14 protein-coding genes are annotated in these 17,802 nt (G+C 70.1%); 12 read left to right on the plus strand and 2 right to left on the minus strand.

The features are described from left to right. The first annotated feature begins 155 nt into the window (after positions 1 to 155). The 8 genes from BMH31_RS10890 to BMH31_RS10930 all read left to right on the plus strand — a co-directional run bounded on the left by BMH31_RS10890 (position 156) and on the right by BMH31_RS10930 (position 7,601). Positions 156 to 1,115, plus strand: a complete 960-nt coding sequence (locus BMH31_RS10890) for a tyrosine recombinase (RefSeq protein WP_099725215.1) — start codon at positions 156 to 158, stop codon at positions 1,113 to 1,115. 1,043 nt (positions 1,116 to 2,158) lie between these two features. Beyond that, complete coding sequence (rpsB, locus tag BMH31_RS10900) at positions 2,159 to 3,010, plus strand: 30S ribosomal protein S2 (protein ID WP_099725214.1); 852 nt, start codon at positions 2,159 to 2,161, stop codon at positions 3,008 to 3,010. A 55-nt stretch (positions 3,011 to 3,065) separates the two neighbouring features. After that, positions 3,066 to 3,896: a translation elongation factor Ts gene (gene tsf / locus BMH31_RS10905; RefSeq protein ID WP_046455656.1), complete on the plus strand. Its 831-nt coding sequence runs from the start codon at positions 3,066 to 3,068 to the stop codon at positions 3,894 to 3,896. A 95-nt stretch (positions 3,897 to 3,991) separates the two neighbouring features. Beyond that, entirely contained in the window at positions 3,992 to 4,711 is a 720-nt protein-coding gene (gene pyrH / locus BMH31_RS10910; RefSeq protein WP_046455657.1) for a UMP kinase, read from the plus strand. A 33-nt stretch (positions 4,712 to 4,744) separates the two neighbouring features. Beyond that, positions 4,745 to 5,299 (plus strand): ribosome recycling factor, encoded by a 555-nt coding sequence (gene frr / locus BMH31_RS10915; RefSeq protein WP_099725213.1) that lies wholly within the window; start codon positions 4,745 to 4,747, stop codon positions 5,297 to 5,299. A gap of 5 nt (positions 5,300 to 5,304) precedes the next feature. Next, positions 5,305 to 6,204 (plus strand): phosphatidate cytidylyltransferase, encoded by a 900-nt coding sequence (locus BMH31_RS10920; RefSeq protein ID WP_099725212.1) that lies wholly within the window; start codon positions 5,305 to 5,307, stop codon positions 6,202 to 6,204. Then, on the plus strand, positions 6,201 to 6,866 hold the full coding sequence (locus BMH31_RS10925; protein WP_099725211.1) for a DivIVA domain-containing protein: 666 nt from the start codon (positions 6,201 to 6,203) through the stop codon (positions 6,864 to 6,866). Before BMH31_RS10920 ends, BMH31_RS10925 begins: the two co-directional genes overlap by 4 nt. Positions 6,867 to 7,019: 153 nt before the next feature. Continuing rightward, a complete protein-coding gene (locus tag BMH31_RS10930; protein WP_241898252.1) occupies positions 7,020 to 7,601 on the plus strand; it encodes a transglycosylase SLT domain-containing protein in 582 nt (193 codons plus the stop codon). Positions 7,602 to 7,949: 348 nt separating this feature from the next. On the opposite strand, the gene BMH31_RS10940 is transcribed toward BMH31_RS10930, so the two are convergent. After that, positions 7,950 to 8,954 (minus strand): ribonuclease HI family protein, encoded by a 1,005-nt coding sequence (locus BMH31_RS10940; protein WP_099725209.1) that lies wholly within the window; start codon positions 8,952 to 8,954, stop codon positions 7,950 to 7,952. Between the two features lie 125 nt (positions 8,955 to 9,079). Between BMH31_RS10940 and BMH31_RS10945 the strand changes: the two genes are divergently transcribed. Further along, complete coding sequence (locus tag BMH31_RS10945) at positions 9,080 to 9,814, plus strand: alpha/beta hydrolase (RefSeq protein WP_099725208.1); 735 nt, start codon at positions 9,080 to 9,082, stop codon at positions 9,812 to 9,814. On the opposite strand, the gene BMH31_RS10950 is transcribed toward BMH31_RS10945, so the two are convergent. Further along, complete coding sequence (locus BMH31_RS10950; RefSeq protein WP_099747389.1) at positions 9,811 to 13,362, minus strand: hypothetical protein; 3,552 nt, start codon at positions 13,360 to 13,362, stop codon at positions 9,811 to 9,813. The two genes, BMH31_RS10945 and BMH31_RS10950, sit on opposite strands and share 4 nt — an antisense overlap. A 316-nt stretch (positions 13,363 to 13,678) precedes the next feature. On the opposite strand from BMH31_RS10950, the gene BMH31_RS10955 reads away from it, so the two are divergent. Genes BMH31_RS10955 through BMH31_RS10965 form a run of 3 tightly spaced genes read left to right on the plus strand, consistent with a single transcriptional unit; the run spans position 13,679 to position 17,770 of the window. Beyond that, entirely contained in the window at positions 13,679 to 15,622 is a 1,944-nt protein-coding gene (locus BMH31_RS10955) for a glycosyltransferase (protein ID WP_099725346.1), read from the plus strand. Positions 15,623 to 15,626: 4 nt separating this feature from the next. Beyond that, positions 15,627 to 16,595: a tetratricopeptide repeat protein gene (locus BMH31_RS10960; RefSeq protein WP_099725206.1), complete on the plus strand. Its 969-nt coding sequence runs from the start codon at positions 15,627 to 15,629 to the stop codon at positions 16,593 to 16,595. Between the two features lie 8 nt (positions 16,596 to 16,603). Beyond that, positions 16,604 to 17,770, plus strand: a complete 1,167-nt coding sequence (locus BMH31_RS10965) for a cysteine desulfurase family protein (protein ID WP_099725205.1) — start codon at positions 16,604 to 16,606, stop codon at positions 17,768 to 17,770. Positions 17,771 to 17,802: the final 32 nt, after the last annotated feature.

Raw genomic sequence — 17,802 nt, forward strand, 5'->3', positions numbered from 1 at the left:
GTGTCCGAGCGGCCGCTCCTCCGCGCCGATGCGAGTCGATCCGGTCGTCATTTCCACAGGCTAGCAGCGCGTGTTCGACGTAGCCCGCGAGAAATCGCAGCCACCGACACGGGCAACGGCGCGCACGATTTCGCCGGCAGCGCCAGAATGGGAACATGAACCTCGGCACGGCGATCGACGGCTTCCTCTCGGCAGTCGAATTCGAGTACGGCTACTCGCCGCAGACCGTTCGTGCCTACCGTCGAGACCTTCTCTCTTTATCGGAGTACCTCGAAGCGTCGGCCCCCGACTCGGGGCCAGAATCGGACGTATCCGAGCTCGGACTCGAAGCGCTCCGGGACTGGCTCTGGTCCCGCCAGGAACAGGGACTCGCTCAGAGCACCCTCGCGCGCAACGTCGCAACACTCAAATCGTTCGGCAAATGGCTCGAACAGCACCGGCTCGTCGCAGGAAACCCGGCATCCCGACTCCGAACACCGAAAGCCCCGAGCACCCTCCCGAGGGTGCTCTCCGACGATCAGATCTCGCGCATCCTCGACCGGGCCGACGGCCTGGCGCGAGGCGGAGACCCGATCGCGGTACGAGACAGGGCGCTTCTTGAACTGCTCTACGCGACGGCACTGCGCGTCTCCGAAGTGTGCGGTCTCGACCTCTCAGGACTGGATCGAATCCAGCGCACCGTGCGCGTCGTCGGCAAAGGCGCGAAAGAACGGGTCGTCCCGTTCGGCGCCCCCGCCGCGCTCGCGCTCGAAGAGTATCTGACGAGCGCCAGGTCGGATCTGCTGAACGTCGCCACCGACGCCCCGAGCGGTGCAGGGCTCGTGCGCGAGAGCGCAACGACAGCGGTGTTCCTCTCGGCGTCCGGAAGCCGGATCCAAGCTCACCAGGTCTACCGGTTGGTCGCACGTTCTCTCGAGCAGGAACCCGGAAGCGGGCCCCGAGGCCCGCACACGCTCCGGCATACGGCCGCGACGCACCTGCTGAACGGGGGCGCGGACCTGCGCGTCGTGCAGGAGATGCTCGGCCACTCGAGCCTCGCGAGCACCCAGGTGTACACGCACGTCTCGACCGAGCGCCTCGCGCAGAGCTACCGGCAGGCGCACCCGCGCGCGTGACCCGAGTCACGGCCGCACGCGGGGCGGCGTGCCCGCGATGCGGCTCATCGGAGTGCCGGGCGACCCCATCGCGCCGCTGCGTTCTCCGCCCGTGCCACGGACCGCGACCGCGCACCGGGCCCGGCATCGATGCGGTCGAGCTCGACCAGGGCAGGAGCCTCGGCTTCGATACGAAGAACCGCAACGGATTCGTGTACTCGTCGTCGACGCGCACCCCGATGTGGATGCATTCGTCCGCGCAGTGGCCGCCCTGGGCGACGCCGCCGACGACGTCGCCTGCGGCCAACGTCGTGCCCGGGTCGAGCGTCGATTCGACCGGCTCGATCGAGAGCACGGTGCGCTCGTCGATCCTGATGGAGAGCACCGGTCGATCCACCACGACGCCCGCGAAAGCGACCGTTCCGCGGGCGGGCGCGCGCACCGGTTCACCGGGAAGCGCGGGCACATCGATCCCTCGGTGCCCAGACGCGTAGGGCGAGGTCGGCGCTCGATACGGGCCGGTGATCCGAAAGGGGCCGGGAAGCGGCGAAGACCAAGCCGCCCGATCGCTCGGATGAACGGACGGCGCTGCTGTCGACGGCCCGGCGGACGACGCGACCGACCAGGAGAGGAGCAGTGCGGCGACGGGGGCGAGCAGCGACCGCGCACGGAATCGGAGAGGGAAGGTCATGCGGGAAGTCTGCGCTCGGGTGGGCGCGAGCGGTGTCGATTCCCGAGGAAGTGCGATGGGAACGCCCGACCGGACGTGCCGACGCTGCTTGGGGAGGGAGAAGCGGTTTGCGGAGGCGCGCCGGAGCGCGTTCGGCGGTGCCGCGTATCGGCAATCCGTGTATGCTTGTGGGGCACCTCTTATGGGGTGACTTCGCGTGCCCGCTCATCGGCGCGCCGCCATCGGTCTTCACCGAGCACGTCCCTCACGATTCTTCGCGAGGTGTGCAAAGGGAAGCGGCGGATCCCGAGGGCACCAGGAATCGGTCGCATCGCGACCGGCAATCAACCGCAAGCGCGCACCGTCCGGTGCGCTGACACCAAGGAGAACGACCATGGCCGTCGTCACCATCCGCCAGCTGCTCGACAGCGGCGTCCACTTCGGACACCAGACCCGTCGCTGGAACCCCAAGATGAAGCGCTTCATCTTCACCGAGCGCTCGGGCATCTACATCATCGACCTGCAGCAGTCGCTCGGCTACATCGACGACGCGTACGAGTTCGTCAAGAACACCGTCGCCCGCGGCGGCAACATCCTCTTCGTCGGCACGAAGAAGCAGGCCCAGGAGGCCATCGCGGAGCAGGCTGCTCGCGTGAACCAGCCCTACGTGAACCAGCGCTGGCTCGGCGGTCTCCTCACCAACTTCCAGACCGTCACCAAGCGCCTCGAGCGCATGAAGGAGCTCGAGCAGCTCGACTTCGAGGGCGGCACCAGCGGCTTCACCAAGAAGGAGCTCCTGCTCAAGAAGCGCGAGCTCGAGAAGCTGCAGAAGTCGCTCGGCGGCATCCGCCACATGACCAAGACGCCGTCGGCGCTCTGGGTCGTCGACACCAAGAAGGAGCACCTCGCGATCGACGAGGCGAAGAAGCTCGGGATCCCCGTGATCGCGATCCTCGACACCAACTGCGATCCCGACGAGGTCACCTTCCCGATCCCCGGCAACGACGACGCCATCCGCTCGGTGTCGCTGCTCACCCGCGTGATCGCCGACGCCGCTGCTGAGGGCCTCATGGAGCGCCACCAGAAGCCGGCCGAGGGCGAGACCGCCGCCGAGCCGCTCGCCGAGTGGGAGGTCGAGCTGCTGAACGCCGACCAGGCCACCGAGGCACCCGCTGCCGAGGCACCCGCAGCCGAGAGCACCGAGGCCGCCGCGGCGACCGAGGCTCCCGCCGAGTCTGCCGAGTAATCGGTTTCCGAACCACCGACAGAACCGACACACCACAATCCTGAAGGAGTCACACATGGCTGCAGTGAGCATGGCCGCTGTGAAGGAACTGCGCGATCGTCTCGGCGCAGGAATGGTCGACAGCAAGAACGCACTGGTCGAGGCTGAGGGCGACATCGAGAAGGCCATCGAGATCCTGCGTCTCAAGGGTCTGAAGGGCGTCGCGAAGCGCGGCGACCGCGAGGCGAGCGAGGGTCTCGTCGCGGTCAAGCAGACCGAGGGCGCTGCCACGATGATCGAGCTCGTCTGCGAGACCGACTTCGTCGCGAAGAACGAGAAGTTCATCGCCCTGGCCGATCGCGTCCTCGAGGCGATCGCCACCGCCGGTGCGGGCACCGCCGAGGAGGCCCTCGCGGCACCCCTCGACGGCAAGACCGTGGGCGACGTCATCAACGACGAGGCCGCGATCATCGGCGAGCGCATCGTGCTCCGCAAGGTGACCCGCATCGAGGCCCCCGCCACCGCTGTCTACCTGCACCAGACCTCGAAGGATCTGCCCCCGCAGATCGGCGTGGTCGTGGGCTACGAGGGCGCCGACGCCGATGCTGCGCTCAGCATCGCCCGTCACATCTCGTTCGCCGACCCCGTGTACCTGAACCGCGAGGACGTGCCCGAGGCCGAGGTCGAGAAGGAGCGCGCGCTCGTTACCGAGATCTCGAAGAACGAGGGCAAGCCCGAGGCCGCACTGCCGAAGATCGTCGAAGGCCGCCTCACCGCGTTCTTCAAGCAGATCGCGCTCAACGAGCAGGTGCACGCGCTCGACGCCGACAAGCGCGAGGTCAAGAAGGTCGCCGATGCCGCAGGCATCACCGTGACCGGCTTCGCACGCGGCAAGGTCGGCGCCTAACCGCTGATGCAGAGAGACCCGGGTCCTGGTGGCCCGGGTCTCTCTCCATGTCCAGACACTAGAATTCACTCAGCCCAACCCGAAGGAGACCTCCGATGACCTCGACCGCCACCCGCAAGCGCCGCGTTCTGCTGAAGCTGTCGGGGGAGGCGTTCGGCGGAGGGACGCTCGGGGTCAACCCCGACGTCGTGAGCCAGATCGCGCGCGAGATCGCGGCCGCGATGGAGACCGCGGAGGTCGCGGTGGTCGTCGGCGGCGGCAACTTCTTCCGCGGTGCCGAGCTCTCGCAGCGCGGCATGGACCGGGCCCGGGCCGACTACATGGGCATGCTCGGAACGGTCATGAACGCACTCGCGCTGCAGGACTTCCTGGAGCAGGCCGGCGTTTCGAGCCGCGTGCAGTCCGCGATCACCATGACCCAGGTCGCCGAGACCTACATCCCGCTGCGCGCCGTCCGGCACCTCGAGAAGGGGCGCGTGGTCATCTTCGGCGCCGGCGCCGGCCTGCCCTACTTCTCGACCGACACGGTCGCGGCGCAGCGCGCCCTCGAGATCCAGGCCGACGAGGTGCTCGTCGCCAAGAACGGCGTCGACGGCGTCTACACGGCCGACCCACGCCAGGATCCGGACGCCCAGCTGCTCGACGAGATCAGCTACAACGACGCCCTCGTGCGCGGCCTCAAGGTCGTCGACTCGACCGCGTTCAGCCTCTGCATGGACAACGGCATGCCGATGCGCGTGTTCGGCATGGAGCCCGCTGGCAATGTCACCCTGGCCATCCGTGGAGAGCGTCTGGGAACGCTCGTCCACCGCTAAGCTTGAAACATTCACTTCAGAAAGGGGCGCACCGTGATCGATGAGGTCTTCGCCGACGTCAAGGACCGCATGAACAAGGCGGTCGAATCCGCGAAGGAGAGCTTCGCCACGGTGCGCACCGGTCGCGCCAACCCCGCACTGCTCCAGGGCGTGCTGGTCGACTACTACGGCACCCCGACGCCGCTCCCGCAGCTGGCCGCGGTCGCCAACCAGGACGCTCGCAGCCTGATCATCACCCCCTACGACAAGGGTGCGATGAAGGACATCGAGCAAGCGATCCGCGACATGCCGAACCTCGGGGCGAACCCCTCGAACGACGGCTCCGTGATCCGAGTGAACCTGCCCGAGCTCACCGAGGAGCGTCGCAAGGAGTTCGTCAAGATCGTCAAGGCCAAGGCCGAGGACGCCCGAGTCGCCGTGCGCAACCTGCGCCGCCGCGCCAAGGACGATCTCGACGCGCTCAAGAGCGAGGTCGGCGAAGACGACGTCGCGCGTGCCGAGAAGGAGCTCGAGGCGCTCACCAAGCAGATCATCGACCAGGTCGACGAGGCGATGAAGCGCAAAGAGACCGAGCTGCTGGAGGTCTAATCCAGATGTCGGGCGCCGAGCGGCGCGAGGAGCTTCGCGCGCAGCTCGAAGCCACCAACGCCAAGATCGAAGCCCGTGCGGGACGCAACCTGTTCCTCGCGGTCGGTTCGGGCGTCGCCTTCGGCGCGCTCTTCCTGGTGAGCCTGTTCATCTGGAAGGACCTCTTCGCGCTGCTCGTCGCCGCGATCGTCTCGGTCGCGCTCGTTGAACTCGCGGCCGCGTTCCGCACCGCGGGTCGCCGGGTGCCGCGCGTCGGGGTCGTGCTCGGCGGGCTCATCGTGGTCGGGGGTGCCTACTTCTTCGGTGCCGCCGGCATGGTGCTCGGCCTGTTCGCGGGTTCGATCCTGCTCACCGTCTGGCGGCTGATCGAGGGGCTCTTCCCGCAGTGGGAGACCCCGCCGAAGACGCTCATCCGAGACGTCTTCTCGGGGCTGTTCACCCTCGTCTACGTCGCGTTCCTCGGTTCGTTCAGCGTGCTGCTGCTCATGTCCGACCGGGGCGAGTGGTGGGTGTTCACGCTGGTGCTCGTTGTCGTCTCGGTCGATATCGGCGCATACGCCGCGGGAGTGACGCTCGGTAAGCACAAGATGACGCCGAGGATCAGCCCGAACAAGACGTGGGAAGGATTCGCGGGAGCCGCGGTCGTCGCACTCGCCTCCGGCGTGCTCGCCTCGATCTTCGCTCTCGAGGAACCCTGGTGGGTCGGTGCGATCATCGGCGTGCTGGTACTGCTGACCGCGACCGGTGGAGACCTCACCGAGTCGCTCATCAAACGGAATCTGGGAGTCAAAGACATGAGTTCGTGGATCCCCGGTCACGGCGGTCTGCTCGACCGTCTCGATTCGCTGCTGCCCTCCGCGGTCGCCGTGTTCGGCGTCGCGCTGGCGCTCGGAGCGGCGGCATGACCGCGGGAGCGCCCATCGACGGCGCTGCGGGCACGACGCCGATCCCGGTCGGGGACCCGGTCGCTGCGGACACCGCACCCGTGCCGAGCCAGCAGTTCGGCGGGGGAGCACCCGACACCTCCTTCCCGAGGGCCGGCCGCAAGCAGCTCGGCTACCGCACTGCCGATGTCGACCAGTTCCTGCTGCAGGCGCGACGCACGTACGAAGGCGATCCGTCGCTCGCGAGCCCCGTCACCTCGCAGGAAGTTCGGCGGATGGCGTTCCCGGTGCACCGGCGCGGCTACTCCGCGCGGTTCGTGGATGCTGCGATGGACCGCCTCGAGGAGGTCTTCTTCGAGCGTGAGCGCCGCGAACGGATCCGTGAGATCGGCGAGGACGCGTGGTGGGCGGATACGCAGCAGCTGCTCTCCGAGGTGAAGGGGCGGCTGCAGCGCGACCGCGGTCGGCGATTCCGGCGAAGGGGGTTCCTGACCACGGGCTACCGGATCTCCGAGGTCGATGCGTTCCTCGACCGCATCACCGCGATGTTCGAGGGCAACGAGACCGTGTCGAGCATGGAAGTGCGCTCGGCGGTATTCCACTCGCAATGGCGGGGCTACGACGAGGACCAGGTCGACGCGCTGCTCGACAGCGTCGTGGTGCTGCTGCTCGCGACCCGTTGAACCTGCGGGAAGCGGGCCGCACCTCCGCGACGAACCGACGCGCCGGCTGAATCCGGGCTGCGCCCCAACCACTATTGAGATAGAATCGTGACCATTGTGACTGCAACGACTCGACAGAACCGACCCGCACCGGGATGGCGACGCGTGCGTGGCATGGCCTCCGCGACCGCCGTTCTCGCCTTCGTCGGCACCCTCTCCGTGGTGCCCTATACGGCCCCGAACGCTTACGCGGACCAGGAGTTCATGGCGTCCCAGGACCAGCGGCTGCACCAGCAGTTCGTTCCCGCGACGGCGACCGAGACCTCCTTCGACCTCGCGGCATCCCCGATCGAGCTGGTGCCCGAAGCGAAGCCCAAGAAGGTCGAGAAGGTCGAGCCGGCGACCGACTCCTCCGAGAAGGGTGCGCAGGATCCGGCTCCGGCCGGAGCGGGTGCTCCGCCGATGTACACCGGCGGGGGATCGCCCGCCGAGTGGATGACCGCCGCGGGCATCGCGAAGAGCGACTGGGGCTACGTCGACTACATCATCTCGCACGAGAGCACCTGGAACCCGAACGCGACGAACGCGAGCTCGGGTGCCTGCGGGCTCGCCCAGGCGCTGCCCTGCAGCAAGGTTCCCGGTGGGAACGGATACGATCCGGTCGCGAATCTCCAGTGGGCCAGCGGCTACGCCGTGAGCCGGTACGGCAGCTGGAAGGGCGCCTACGAGGCCTGGACCGTTCAGAACTGGTGGTAACTCCGGTGGCTCTCGGAGCCATCCGCATGAACGCACCGGGGCCGCGCTGTGCCGCGTAGGCATCGCCGGGGCCCTGCGCAGGCTCCGCGCGGCGGCGACGTCACCCGCCTGGCGAACGGCGGTGCGCAGCGCGTGACCCGTTCGGGCCGCGAGTGGTTCGTGCGCGAGATCCCCGCGCATCGCGCGGAGAAGGCATACCGATGCCCGTCGTGCGGCAACGAGATTCCGCCGGGCCAGGCGCACGTGGTGGCCTGGAGCGCCGAGCATCTCTTCGGAGACGGTGCAGCGGTGCAGGATCGTCGCCACTGGCATGCCCACTGCTGGCGCCTGGCGTGAGCGCCGAGCGGCTCAGGCCTCCGCGGTTCCCTGGTGGAACCTGAGACGGTACGTGCCGTCGACGCGCTGCCAGATCGAGCTGCGCAGCGACGAGCGCGCGGTTCCGTCGACCTGTGCGCGGCTGCGGTACAGCAGCTGAGCCACTCCGGGAGCGAGCTCGATCGCGGAGATCGGCTCGCAGTCGGCCTCGAGCGCGGGACTTCCGAGCAGCGCGCTCAGCGTCGTCTCGCGGTCCCAGACGCGCCCGGATGCGCCGATCTCGACGAAGTCGGGGTGCAGGAGCTGGTCGAGGCGGCGCGCGTCGCCACGCACTGCGGGATCGAGGAGCATGCGCTCGAGCTGGACGATCTCGGCGGCGACGTCATCGCTCGGCCCGCTCGGCTCGAGGGGCGCCGAAGCCGATCCTGCGGGACTCGTGGAGACGGGATCGGCATCCAGATCGAAGAGATCGAACAGGGACGGCTCCGCGGCAGGAGACTGGGCGGGAGCCACCGGCGCCGAGGGCGTGACGGCAGCTGCCCGCGCCGACAGCGATTCCGGCTCGGGACCCGCACCGATCAGTCCGGGCCCCGAGTCGGGATCCCGGCGCTGCTGGTACGCGGTCGCCGCAGCACGGGCGCGCGTGTCCGCCGCCTCGTTGAGCGGGTGCCCGGCGTGCCCCTTCACCCACTCGAAACGAACCTCCCGGCCGCGGAGGGCGGCATCGAGGTCCTCGAGGAGTTCGCGATTCAGCACGGGCTTGCCATCGGCCTTGCGCCAGCCCTTCCGCTTCCAGCCCGGCATCCACTTGGTGACGGAGTTGATCACGTACTGGCTGTCGCAGAGCACCCGCAGCGGCTCGTCGCGTCGCGACTCGGTCGAGCGCAGCAGATCGAGGACGGCCATGAGCTCGCCCTGGTTGTTCGTCGCGCGGGGCCAGCCGCCGGCGCGCCATTCCTGATCGCTGATCACCCAGGCCCAGCCGGCGGGACCGGGATTGCCGAGTGCGGAGCCGTCCGCTGCTGCAACGATCGTCATCCCTCCATCCTGGCAGAGCCGTCGGGGTGCCCGTGCGGACGCGCCCGCACCGGAGGCTTCTCTATATTGGTGTGGTGCCCGAGAGCCGTGAGCGGCTCGCAGCCGGACGAGAGGATCCGAGACCCATGATCGACATCACCAGCGGAACCGTGCTGCGCGCAGAGCGGGAGAACGTCGAACTGCGGACCTCGGACGGGCTCGTCCTCGTCGGAGAACTCGCGGTGCCGGTCGGCCGCGCGCCGAAGGCCACCCTCGTGACGCTCCACCCGCTGCCCACCGCCGGCGGATTCATGGACTCCCACGTGCTCCGCAAGGCTTCGTGGCGGCTGCCCGAACTCGCCGACCTCGCGGTACTCCGTTTCAACACGCGAGGTACATCCTCGCCGCGCGGCACCAGCGAGGGGTCCTTCGAGGAGGGCGTGGGCGAGCGGCTCGACGTCGACGCGGCGATGCGTTTCGTCGCCGAGCGCGGTCTGCCGAACCCCTGGCTGGTCGGCTGGTCGTTCGGCACCGAGCTCGCGCTGAAGTACGGTCTGCAGCACCCGATCGAGGGCGCGATCCTGCTCTCGCCGCCGCTTCATCGGGCGACGGACGCCGAGGTCGCGGCCTGGGCGAATGCTGCGCCCGAGCTCATGGTGATCGTGCCGGAGTTCGACGACTACCTGCAGCCGGCCGAAGCCGCGGAGCGCTTCGCCTCGGTGCCGCGTGCCGAGATGATCCCGGTCGAGGGCGGACGCCATCTGTGGGTGGGGGAGAAGCAGGTTCGGCGGGTGCTCGACGAGATCGTCGGGGCGGTGGGAACCGCGCCGACGCCGCTCCCCGGCTCGGTCGCCGAGGAGCGCGTCGAGCCGCGTCGCTAGCGGTCGGTCTCGCTGCCGCCCGTCGCGGAGGTCGCTGGATCGGTGTCCTCCGAGACCGGATCGGCGGCATCCTGGTCGACGATCGTGACGTCGGTGGCCTGCTGCGTCGCCGACGTCATCTTCTGCGCATTGGTGAGCACCTCGCCGAGGCTCTCGAAGTAGCGGGCGACGGCGCCTCGCTCGACCTTCAGCTGGGTCATGCGATCCTCGGCTGCGGCGAGCACCTTGGCGGCGCGGTTCTCCGCGCTCGTGAAGGTCGCGTGCGCCCGGCGCTCTGCTTCTTGGACGATTCCCGCGGCCTCGGTCTCGGCCGCGGCGCGGATCCGGTCGGCCTCGGTCGCTGCGGCGTCTTCGATGCGATGCTGCTCGTCCCGTGCCGTCGTGAGCCGCTCGTGCAGTTCGGCGAGCTGGGTACGTGCGGCGTCGAGCTCGCGCTGAGCGGTCTCGGCCGCCTCGCGCTGCCGGGCGGCGAACTCCTGCTCGAAGGCCTCGCGGCGCTCGGCCGTGCTGCGCTCGAACTCGGCGGTCTCGGCGGCGATGCGCTCGCGCTCGGCACGCACCGAGTCGAGGGTCGCGCTGCGGAGCTCCGCCAGCTCGGTTTCTTCGCGGTGGCGGAAATCCGCGAGTTCCGCCACGGTGTCCGCCCGAAGCAGGTCGGTCTCCTCGGCGACCGCGGCCCGACGGGATTCGACCTCGCGCGCGACCTGCTCGGCCGCGGCTTCGCGCTCGTGGCGGAGCGTCTCGTCGTGCAGTTCGCGAGCCGCCGCGAGTTCGCGCTCGTGCTCGTCTCGTTCGCGCGAGATGTCACCGGCGAACTGCGCCCGATCGCGTTCGATCCGCAGCTCGAACTGCTCGCGGGAGAGCCCCAGCTCGGCCGCGGCCTCTTCACGGTCGATACGCATGCGTTCCGCTTCAGCACCGGCTTCGTCGGTGATGCGGGCCCGGTGCTCGGTGAGTTCCGCCGTGATCGTCTCGTCATGCAGGGTTCGTTCGTCGGCGAGCGTCGCCTCGTGCGCGCTGCGTGCTGCGGAGAGCCGGCGCTCCTGTTCGGTGCGCTCCTGCTCGAGGGTGCGCTCGTGCTCGGCGACCTCGGCCGCGATCCGCTCGTCGTGATCCGCTCGCTCGGTCTCCAGAGCGGCGCGGTGCGCCGAGAGTTCCGCGGCGACGGCGGCATCGTGCTGCTCCCGCTGGGCGAGGAGCTGCTGTTCCTGCGCCTCGCGTTCCGTGCGCAGCGCGTGCTCATGCTCGGCGCGCTCCGTTGCGATGGCCTCGTCATGCGTCGCGCGCTGCTCGGCGAGCTCCTGCTCTTGCGCGGCACGCTCCTGGGACAGCTCCGCGTGCTGGAGCGATCGGGCGGACTCCAGCGCGGTGTCGTGCGCTTCGCGCTCCTCGGCGATGCGCTGTTCGTGCGCGGCCAGCGCAGCGGCGAGAGCGACTGCCTGGTCGTTGCGGGCGGTGTCGAGCTCGGTGCGCTGCGCGTACCGCTCGTCGGCGAGCAACTCGTCGTGCGCGTGCCGCTCGTTCGCGAGCGACTGCTCGTGCGCTTCCCGCTCGGAAGCGATCTGCTCCGCGGAAGCGGCGGATTCGCGTTCGATGCGCTCGGCATGGGCCGCGGACTCCCGCTCGATGCGGGCGTCCAAGTCGGTGGACTCGCGTGCGATGCGGGCATCGTGCTCCGCTGCCTCGCGCTCGATCCGCTCGGCGTGCTCGGTCGACTCGCGCTCGATCCGGGCGCGGTGCTCGGTGGTCTCCCGTTCGATGCGGGCGTCCAGATCGGCGGATTCGCGCTCGATCCGCTCAGCGTGCTCCGCTGCCTCGCGCTCGATCCGCTCAGCGTGCTCGGTCGACTCGCGCTCCAGCTGCTCGTCGTGGGCCGCGCGTTCCGTCGAGATGCGCGTCTCGTGGGCGTCGCGCTCCTCCGACAGTGCGGTGTCGTGCGCGGCGCGCTCCTGCTCCAGCTGCGCCTCGTGGGTGCCGCGCTCACCGATCAGTCGGCGCTCATGCGCCTCGCGCTCGTCGGCGATCCGGGTCGCGTGCAGTCCGAGCTCGGCCGAGATGCGCTGCGCGTGCTCCGCGCTCTCGGTCGAGATCCGGAGGTCGTGCTCGGCGCGCTCATCCGCGAGCTGCGCCTCCTGATCCGAGCGTGCCGAGGTGAGCGCGGTCTCGTGGGCCTCGCGTTCGGCGACGATCCGCTGATCGTGGGAGGCGCGCTCGTTCACCAGTCGAGTCTGGTGCGCCTCGAGCTCCCGGGTGATGCGGGCCGCATGGGCCTCCCGCTCTTCGGCGAGAGCGGCGTCGTGGGCGTCGCGCTCGGTGACGATACGGGACTCGTGCTGTTCGCGGGTGCGGCCGAGATCGAGCTCCTGAGCCGCGCGCTCTTCGGCGAGGCGCTCAGCCTGCTCCTCGGCGAGCCGCGCGCGCTCGGCGGCGGCGGTCTCGTCGGCGCGAGCGCGCTCGCGCTCGGCCTGCTCCTGCGCGGACTGGATCCGTGCGCGAGCGGCCTCGTCGGTGCGCGCCTGCTCAGCGGCGACGGCTTCCCGCTGCTGGGCGAGACGCTCCTCGTGACTGCGCACCTGCTCGGCGATGCTCCGCTCGTGCGTCTCGCGCTCCTCGGCGATGGCGCGATCGTGGACTTCGCGCTCCTGGGCGATCCGGCCGCGGAGCGTCTCGATCTCGGTGCTCAGGGTGCGACGGAGCCCGTCCATCTCCTGCGCGAGTTCGCGCTCGCGGTTGGCGAAGCGTGCCTCGAGCTCGGATTCTTCGCGCTGCTGACGTGCGGCGAACTCCGCGCGGGTCCGCTCGGCCTCGCTCGCGAGACGAGCACGCTCCTGCGCCGCGTCCCGCTCGTTCTCGGCGCTCGATCGAGCGAACTGCTCGGCCTCGCGCTCGGTCGTGGAGCGCAGTTCGGCGGCCGACGCCTTCGCCGCCTCGAGCAGCCGCTCGACCTCCGCGCGTGCACGGGCGAGCATCGCCTGAGCTTCGGCCTCGGCGGTCTCGGTTCGCGATGCGCCATCCCGCTCGGTGGCGGCCTGCAGCAGCTCGGCGGTGCGGCGGGATTCCTCGAGCAGCCGCTCGCTCTCGGCGGTACTCTCCGTCCGAAGTCGTTCGGCGGCCGCGCGCGCGGCGGAGACCGCGGTCTCCGCCTGTTCGGTGGCGCTGGTCACCAGTTCATCGGCGCGGCTCTGCGCCTGGCTCAGCAGTCGCTGGGTCTCGGCCTCGGTGGTGCGGCGCAGCTTCTCGGCGTCGAGGTCGGCCTGCGCCATGAGGCGGTGGGCGTGATCCTCCGCGATCTGCAGGCTCTTCTCGACGCGGAGCCCGAGGCCGGAGTAGCCGCTCGCGCCGAGCTCGGACACCTGGTCCTGGAGGTCGGTGATGAGGGTGCGCTGCTCTTCGCTGTCGCGGACGGCCTGCTGATATGCCGCCTGCAGCGACGCGAGGTGCTCCTGGAGCGTGCCGATGTGCTGGGACAGGGCGCCGACTTTCGCATCGACTTCGCCGCGGTGGTAGCCGCGGAAGGCTTGCGAGAAGAGCGGATCTGCTTCGGTCACGAGGGTCCTCCGGAATGGTGGCTGCCCGGTACGCGTCGGAAGGGTCCGTCTGCGCGCCGGAGATCTGTCTCATCGTAGAACATTTCGGCCGGTCAGGAGCCGGAGATGACATCCCGGACCGGTGACGTTCGAGCCGACGCGGCGCCCGCTCCATCCGGGGGACGCAGTGCGCGGTCCGCATGGGATTCCGCTGAACGCGAAGACGTACCCACCCGCCCCTCGGAAAGCTCCGGTACCGTTGAAGCTTGAATTGTCTGTGGATGGCGAGATGCGACGCGCGGGAGCGCGATCGGATCCGCCGATGAAGGAGGACCGCGTGCGGTTTTTCGGTGCCATCACCGCCCTGGTGCTCGCCGGCGTCATGCTCATCCTCGGGATCGGCCAGCGGACCTTCCTCGCGGGACCGGCCGAGATCGAGTTCCAGGCCGAGTCGAGCGGGGAGGAGCACTACGCGGTGATCCCGGCTTCGGTCTTCGATGAGGTGGCCGGGCAGCCGAGCGTCGTGCTCGAGGGCAAGAACGCCTTCGCGGCGATCGGTGCGTCCCGCGATGTCGAGGCCTGGGCGGCGGAATACCGCCACCTCGAGATCGGTGCCGATACGAAGCAGAAGCGCTTGAACGCCGCGACGGTCGCCGCCGAGGCCCCGAAGGCAGCGGAGGGCGGAGACTCCAAGGCCGACGCGGCCAAGACGCCCGAACCCCTGGACCCGCGGGGCAGCGATCTCTGGCTCGCCGAGTACGGCACGGGCGTGTCGAACGCGGGCGCGTCCCCGTCCGCCTCCGACGGAGCCGGAACGCTGCGGGTGCCCGTCGCGCTCAACCCGGATCAGTCGATCCTCATCGCGACGAACGGCACGGAGCCGCTGCCGCAGAAGATCGCGATCGCCTGGTCGCAGGACCGCAGCACTCCGCTGGCGGGACCGTTCCTCGTGGCCGGCGGCGTCCTGGCGCTGATCGGTGCGCTGCTCTACCTGCTCGCGGTCGACCACGACCGCCGCGGTCTCGGACCGCGGCGCGGTCGGCGCGGGCCGCTGCAAGGCATCCGCAACTTCTTCCGCGGCGGCGGCAAGCGGCGGGCGGCGCCCTCCACCACGACCGAAGCGCCGAAGGCCGCGGACGCGGGCTCCGGAACCGCTCAGCGCACGGCGGTGCGCAGGCTCCGACGCGCGGCGATCCCCATCGGGCTCGCCGGGCTGCTGGCGCTGAGCGGCTGCTCCGCTTCGTACTGGCCCCAGTTCGGCGGCGACGCGGTTCCGACCGAGTCGACCACCAGTCCGAGCCCGTCCAAGTCCGCACCGGTCCCGGTGAACGATGACCAGATCAAGCGGATCATCGGCAGCGTCGCGGACGCCGCGACTCAGGGCGACGACAGCCTCGACGCGAAGCAGCTCGAAGCCCGGTTCACGGGCGACGCGCTGCAGCAGCGCACCGCCAACTACAAGATCCGGGCCAAGGTGAAGGACTACGAAGTGGTCCCGCCCCGCATCACGAACCGCCAGGAGTCCTACAAGTTGGTGCAGAGCACCGAGGACTGGCCCCGCGTGGTCCTGGCGACCGTCGCCTCCGAGCCCGGCGTCAAGAAGGCCTCCACGCCGAGCCCCAGTGCGCAGTCCGATGCTGCGCAGCAGCAGGAGGAATCGCCGACGCTCGCGCTGATGCTCGTGCAGGACAACCCGCACGTGAACTTCCAGGTGTCGCGCGTCATCGCGCTCCGAGGCGGGCAGAAGATGCCCGACGCCGCGCCGGCGGAGGAGGGCACCGCGCGCGTCTCCGACGATCTGAGCACGCTCGCGCTCACCCCGGCGGCTGCGGTCGCCGACTACGCCAAGGTGCTGCAGGGCGGCGACAAGGTCGCCGAGGCGAGTGCGTTCAACCTGCAGGACGACGTCCTCGTCACGAAGAGCGGGGCGGCGTGGGTCGCTCAGGCGCAGGCCAAGGCGAAGAAGGATGGCAACGAGTCGGTCAAGTACTCGGTGACCGTGACCCCCAGCGACTCCGAGCTGATCAGCCTGTCCACCGGTGTCGGTGGCGCTCTCGTGAGCGCGACCCTCCGCGAGGAGCGCATCGAGGATTCGGCCGGAGGCCGCGCCAAGCCCACGGCGACCGCGAGCGTGACCGCGCTCTCGGGTCTCGAGGGCCGTCAGGACAAGCTGGTTCGCGTGGTCACGCACCAGATCCTGTTCTTCATCCCGAGTAAGACGAGCGGCGGACAGGTCCAGCGGCTCGGCGTGACCAGCGAGCTCGTAGAGGCGAGGAAGTAACCAGATGAGTCAGCAGATGCCCGAGCGGATCCCCGGCGGCGGGGTCGACCTGAGCCACCTCGCTGCGCGGGCCCAGCAGCCCGCGCAGGGGAGTGCGCCCGCGGGCGCACCCGGCGGAGGACAGGTGGTCGATGTTCCAGCGGTGGTGTTCGATCTCACCGATGCGACCTTCGAGCAGGCCATGCAGCTCTCGTCCGTCGTGCCCGTGGTCATCGACCTCTGGGCCGAGTGGTGCCAGCCCTGCAAGACGCTGAGCCCCGTGCTCGAGAAGGTGACGCGGCAGAGCGCGGGACAGCTGGTGCTGGCGAAGGTGGACGTCGATGCGAACCCCGGGCTCGCCCAGGCGTTCCAGGCGCAGTCGATCCCGACGATCGTCGCGCTCGTCGGCGGACGGCCGGTCCCGCTGTTCCAGGGCGCGGTGCCCGAGGCCCAGGTGCGCGAGGTGTTCGTCCAGCTGCTGCAGCTCGCCGCGGAGCAGGGAGTCACCGGCCGCGTGAGCGCTCCGGATCTCGACGGCGAGGCGCAGACCGACGCTGCGGTGCCGGCCGAACCCGAGGTGCCCGAGGCGCACAAGCCCGCTCTCGAAGCGCTGGAGCGCGGCGACTACGCCGCTGCTGCCGCGGCCTACCACGACGTGCTCGCGAAGTCTCCGAGGGACGCCGAGGCGAAGGCCGCGCTCGCGCAGGTCACGCTGCTGCTGCGTCTGCAGGGCAAGAGCGCCGACGATATCCGTGCGGCCGCCGCCGATCGTCCGACGGACGTCGAAGCGCAACTGGCGGTGGCCGACCTGGACCTCTCGGGCGGTCACGTCGAGGACGCGCTGCTGCGCCTGCTCGAGCTGTTCGCGGAGCGGACCGATGCCGACGAGCGGAGCGCGATCCGGGAGCGTCTGCTCGACTACTTCGAGGTGGTCGGAACCGCCGACCCGCGTGTCGTCGCCGCGCGGGGGCGACTCGCGAGCCTGCTCTACTGAGTCCGGACGTGCGCGCCTACCTCGATCATGCCGCGACGGCCCCGATGCCCGACGAGGTCCTCGCCGGGTACGCCGAAGCGCTGCGGACCGTCGGGAATCCGGCGTCGACCCACGGGCACGGCCAAGCGGCCAGCGCGCGCCTCGAGGCCGCGCGCGAGGGGCTCGCGCAGCGCTTCGGCTGCACCCCGGCCGAGGTCACGCTGACCTCGGGCGGGACCGAGTCGATCAACCTCGGCCTCAAGGGGCTCTTCTGGGCGCGACGGCGGGCGGGTTCCGGCCCGGTGGTGCTGGTCGCGGACGGCGAACACCACGCGACGATCGAGGCCGCCGAGTGGCTCCGGGACGCGCAGGGCGCGGAACTGCGCTGGATCCCGCTCGACGGGACCGGCCGACTCACTCCCGGAGCGCTGACCGCCGCCATCGCCGAAGCCGGTGCGGAACGGGTCGCTCTGATCTCCTTCCTCGCGGCGAACAACGAGGTCGGCACGGTGAACGACACCGTCGCCCTCTGCGGGATCGCGAGGACCGCCGGGATCCCGGTCCATGTTGATGCCGTGGCGGCGCTCGGTCAGCTGCCGATCGATTTCCGCGGGAGCGGAGCCGCGCTGATGAGCCTGTCGGCTCACAAGATCGGTGGGCCGGTCGGGATCGGAGCGCTGCTCATCGACCGCGGTACCACGATCGATCCGCTGCAGCACGGGGGATCGCAGCAGCGCGGACGGTCGGGTACGCAGGACGTCGCGGGTGCGGTCGGATTCGCACTCGCGGCGGAGCTCGCCGCGCCCGAGGCCCCGCGGCTCGAACGCATCCGCGCGCTCAGGGATCGTCTGGTCTCGGGCGTTCGCGACGCTGTTCCCGATGCGGTGCTGCGCGGGGCAGCCGCGGCCGACGGGCGGCTGCCCGGCAACGCCCACTTCACCTTCCCCGGGTGCCAGGGGGACTCGCTCGTGTTCCTGCTGGACGCGGCGGGGATCTCGGCGTCGGTCGGGTCCGCGTGCCGGGCCGGCGTCGCCGAGACCTCGCACGTGCTGCTCGCGATGGGGCTCGACGACGAGGTCGCGGCCGGTGCGCTCCGTTTCACCATCGGCTTCGACACGACGGAGACCGAGATCGAACTGCTGCTGCGGGAACTGCCGGGCGCCGTCGAGCGTGCGCGGAGCGCCGGACTGAGCTGAAACTCCGGGATCGGCATCGCGCGGAGCGATGA

Origin of the sequence: Leucobacter sp. OLIS6 (assembly GCF_002752355.1) — a bacterium.
Classification (GTDB): domain Bacteria; phylum Actinomycetota; class Actinomycetes; order Actinomycetales; family Microbacteriaceae; genus Leucobacter.

Bases quoted from the DNA above. Each gene is read 5' to 3' on its own strand.
- tsf (WP_046455656.1), top strand. From the start codon at position 3,066: ATGGCTGCAGTGAGCATGGCCGCTGTGAAGGAACTGCGCGATCGTCTC.
- BMH31_RS10960 (WP_099725206.1), top strand. From the start codon at position 15,627: ATGAGTCAGCAGATGCCCGAGCGGATCCCCGGCGGCGGGGTCGACCTG.
- BMH31_RS10890 (WP_099725215.1), top strand. From the start codon at position 156: ATGAACCTCGGCACGGCGATCGACGGCTTCCTCTCGGCAGTCGAATTC.
- BMH31_RS10945 (WP_099725208.1), top strand. From the start codon at position 9,080: ATGATCGACATCACCAGCGGAACCGTGCTGCGCGCAGAGCGGGAGAAC.
- rpsB (WP_099725214.1), top strand. From the start codon at position 2,159: ATGGCCGTCGTCACCATCCGCCAGCTGCTCGACAGCGGCGTCCACTTC.
- BMH31_RS10925 (WP_099725211.1), top strand. From the start codon at position 6,201: ATGACCGCGGGAGCGCCCATCGACGGCGCTGCGGGCACGACGCCGATC.
- pyrH (WP_046455657.1), top strand. From the start codon at position 3,992: ATGACCTCGACCGCCACCCGCAAGCGCCGCGTTCTGCTGAAGCTGTCG.
- BMH31_RS10920 (WP_099725212.1), top strand. From the start codon at position 5,305: ATGTCGGGCGCCGAGCGGCGCGAGGAGCTTCGCGCGCAGCTCGAAGCC.
- BMH31_RS10930 (WP_241898252.1), top strand. From the start codon at position 7,020: ATGGCCTCCGCGACCGCCGTTCTCGCCTTCGTCGGCACCCTCTCCGTG.
- BMH31_RS10940 (WP_099725209.1), bottom strand. From the start codon at position 8,954: ATGACGATCGTTGCAGCAGCGGACGGCTCCGCACTCGGCAATCCCGGT.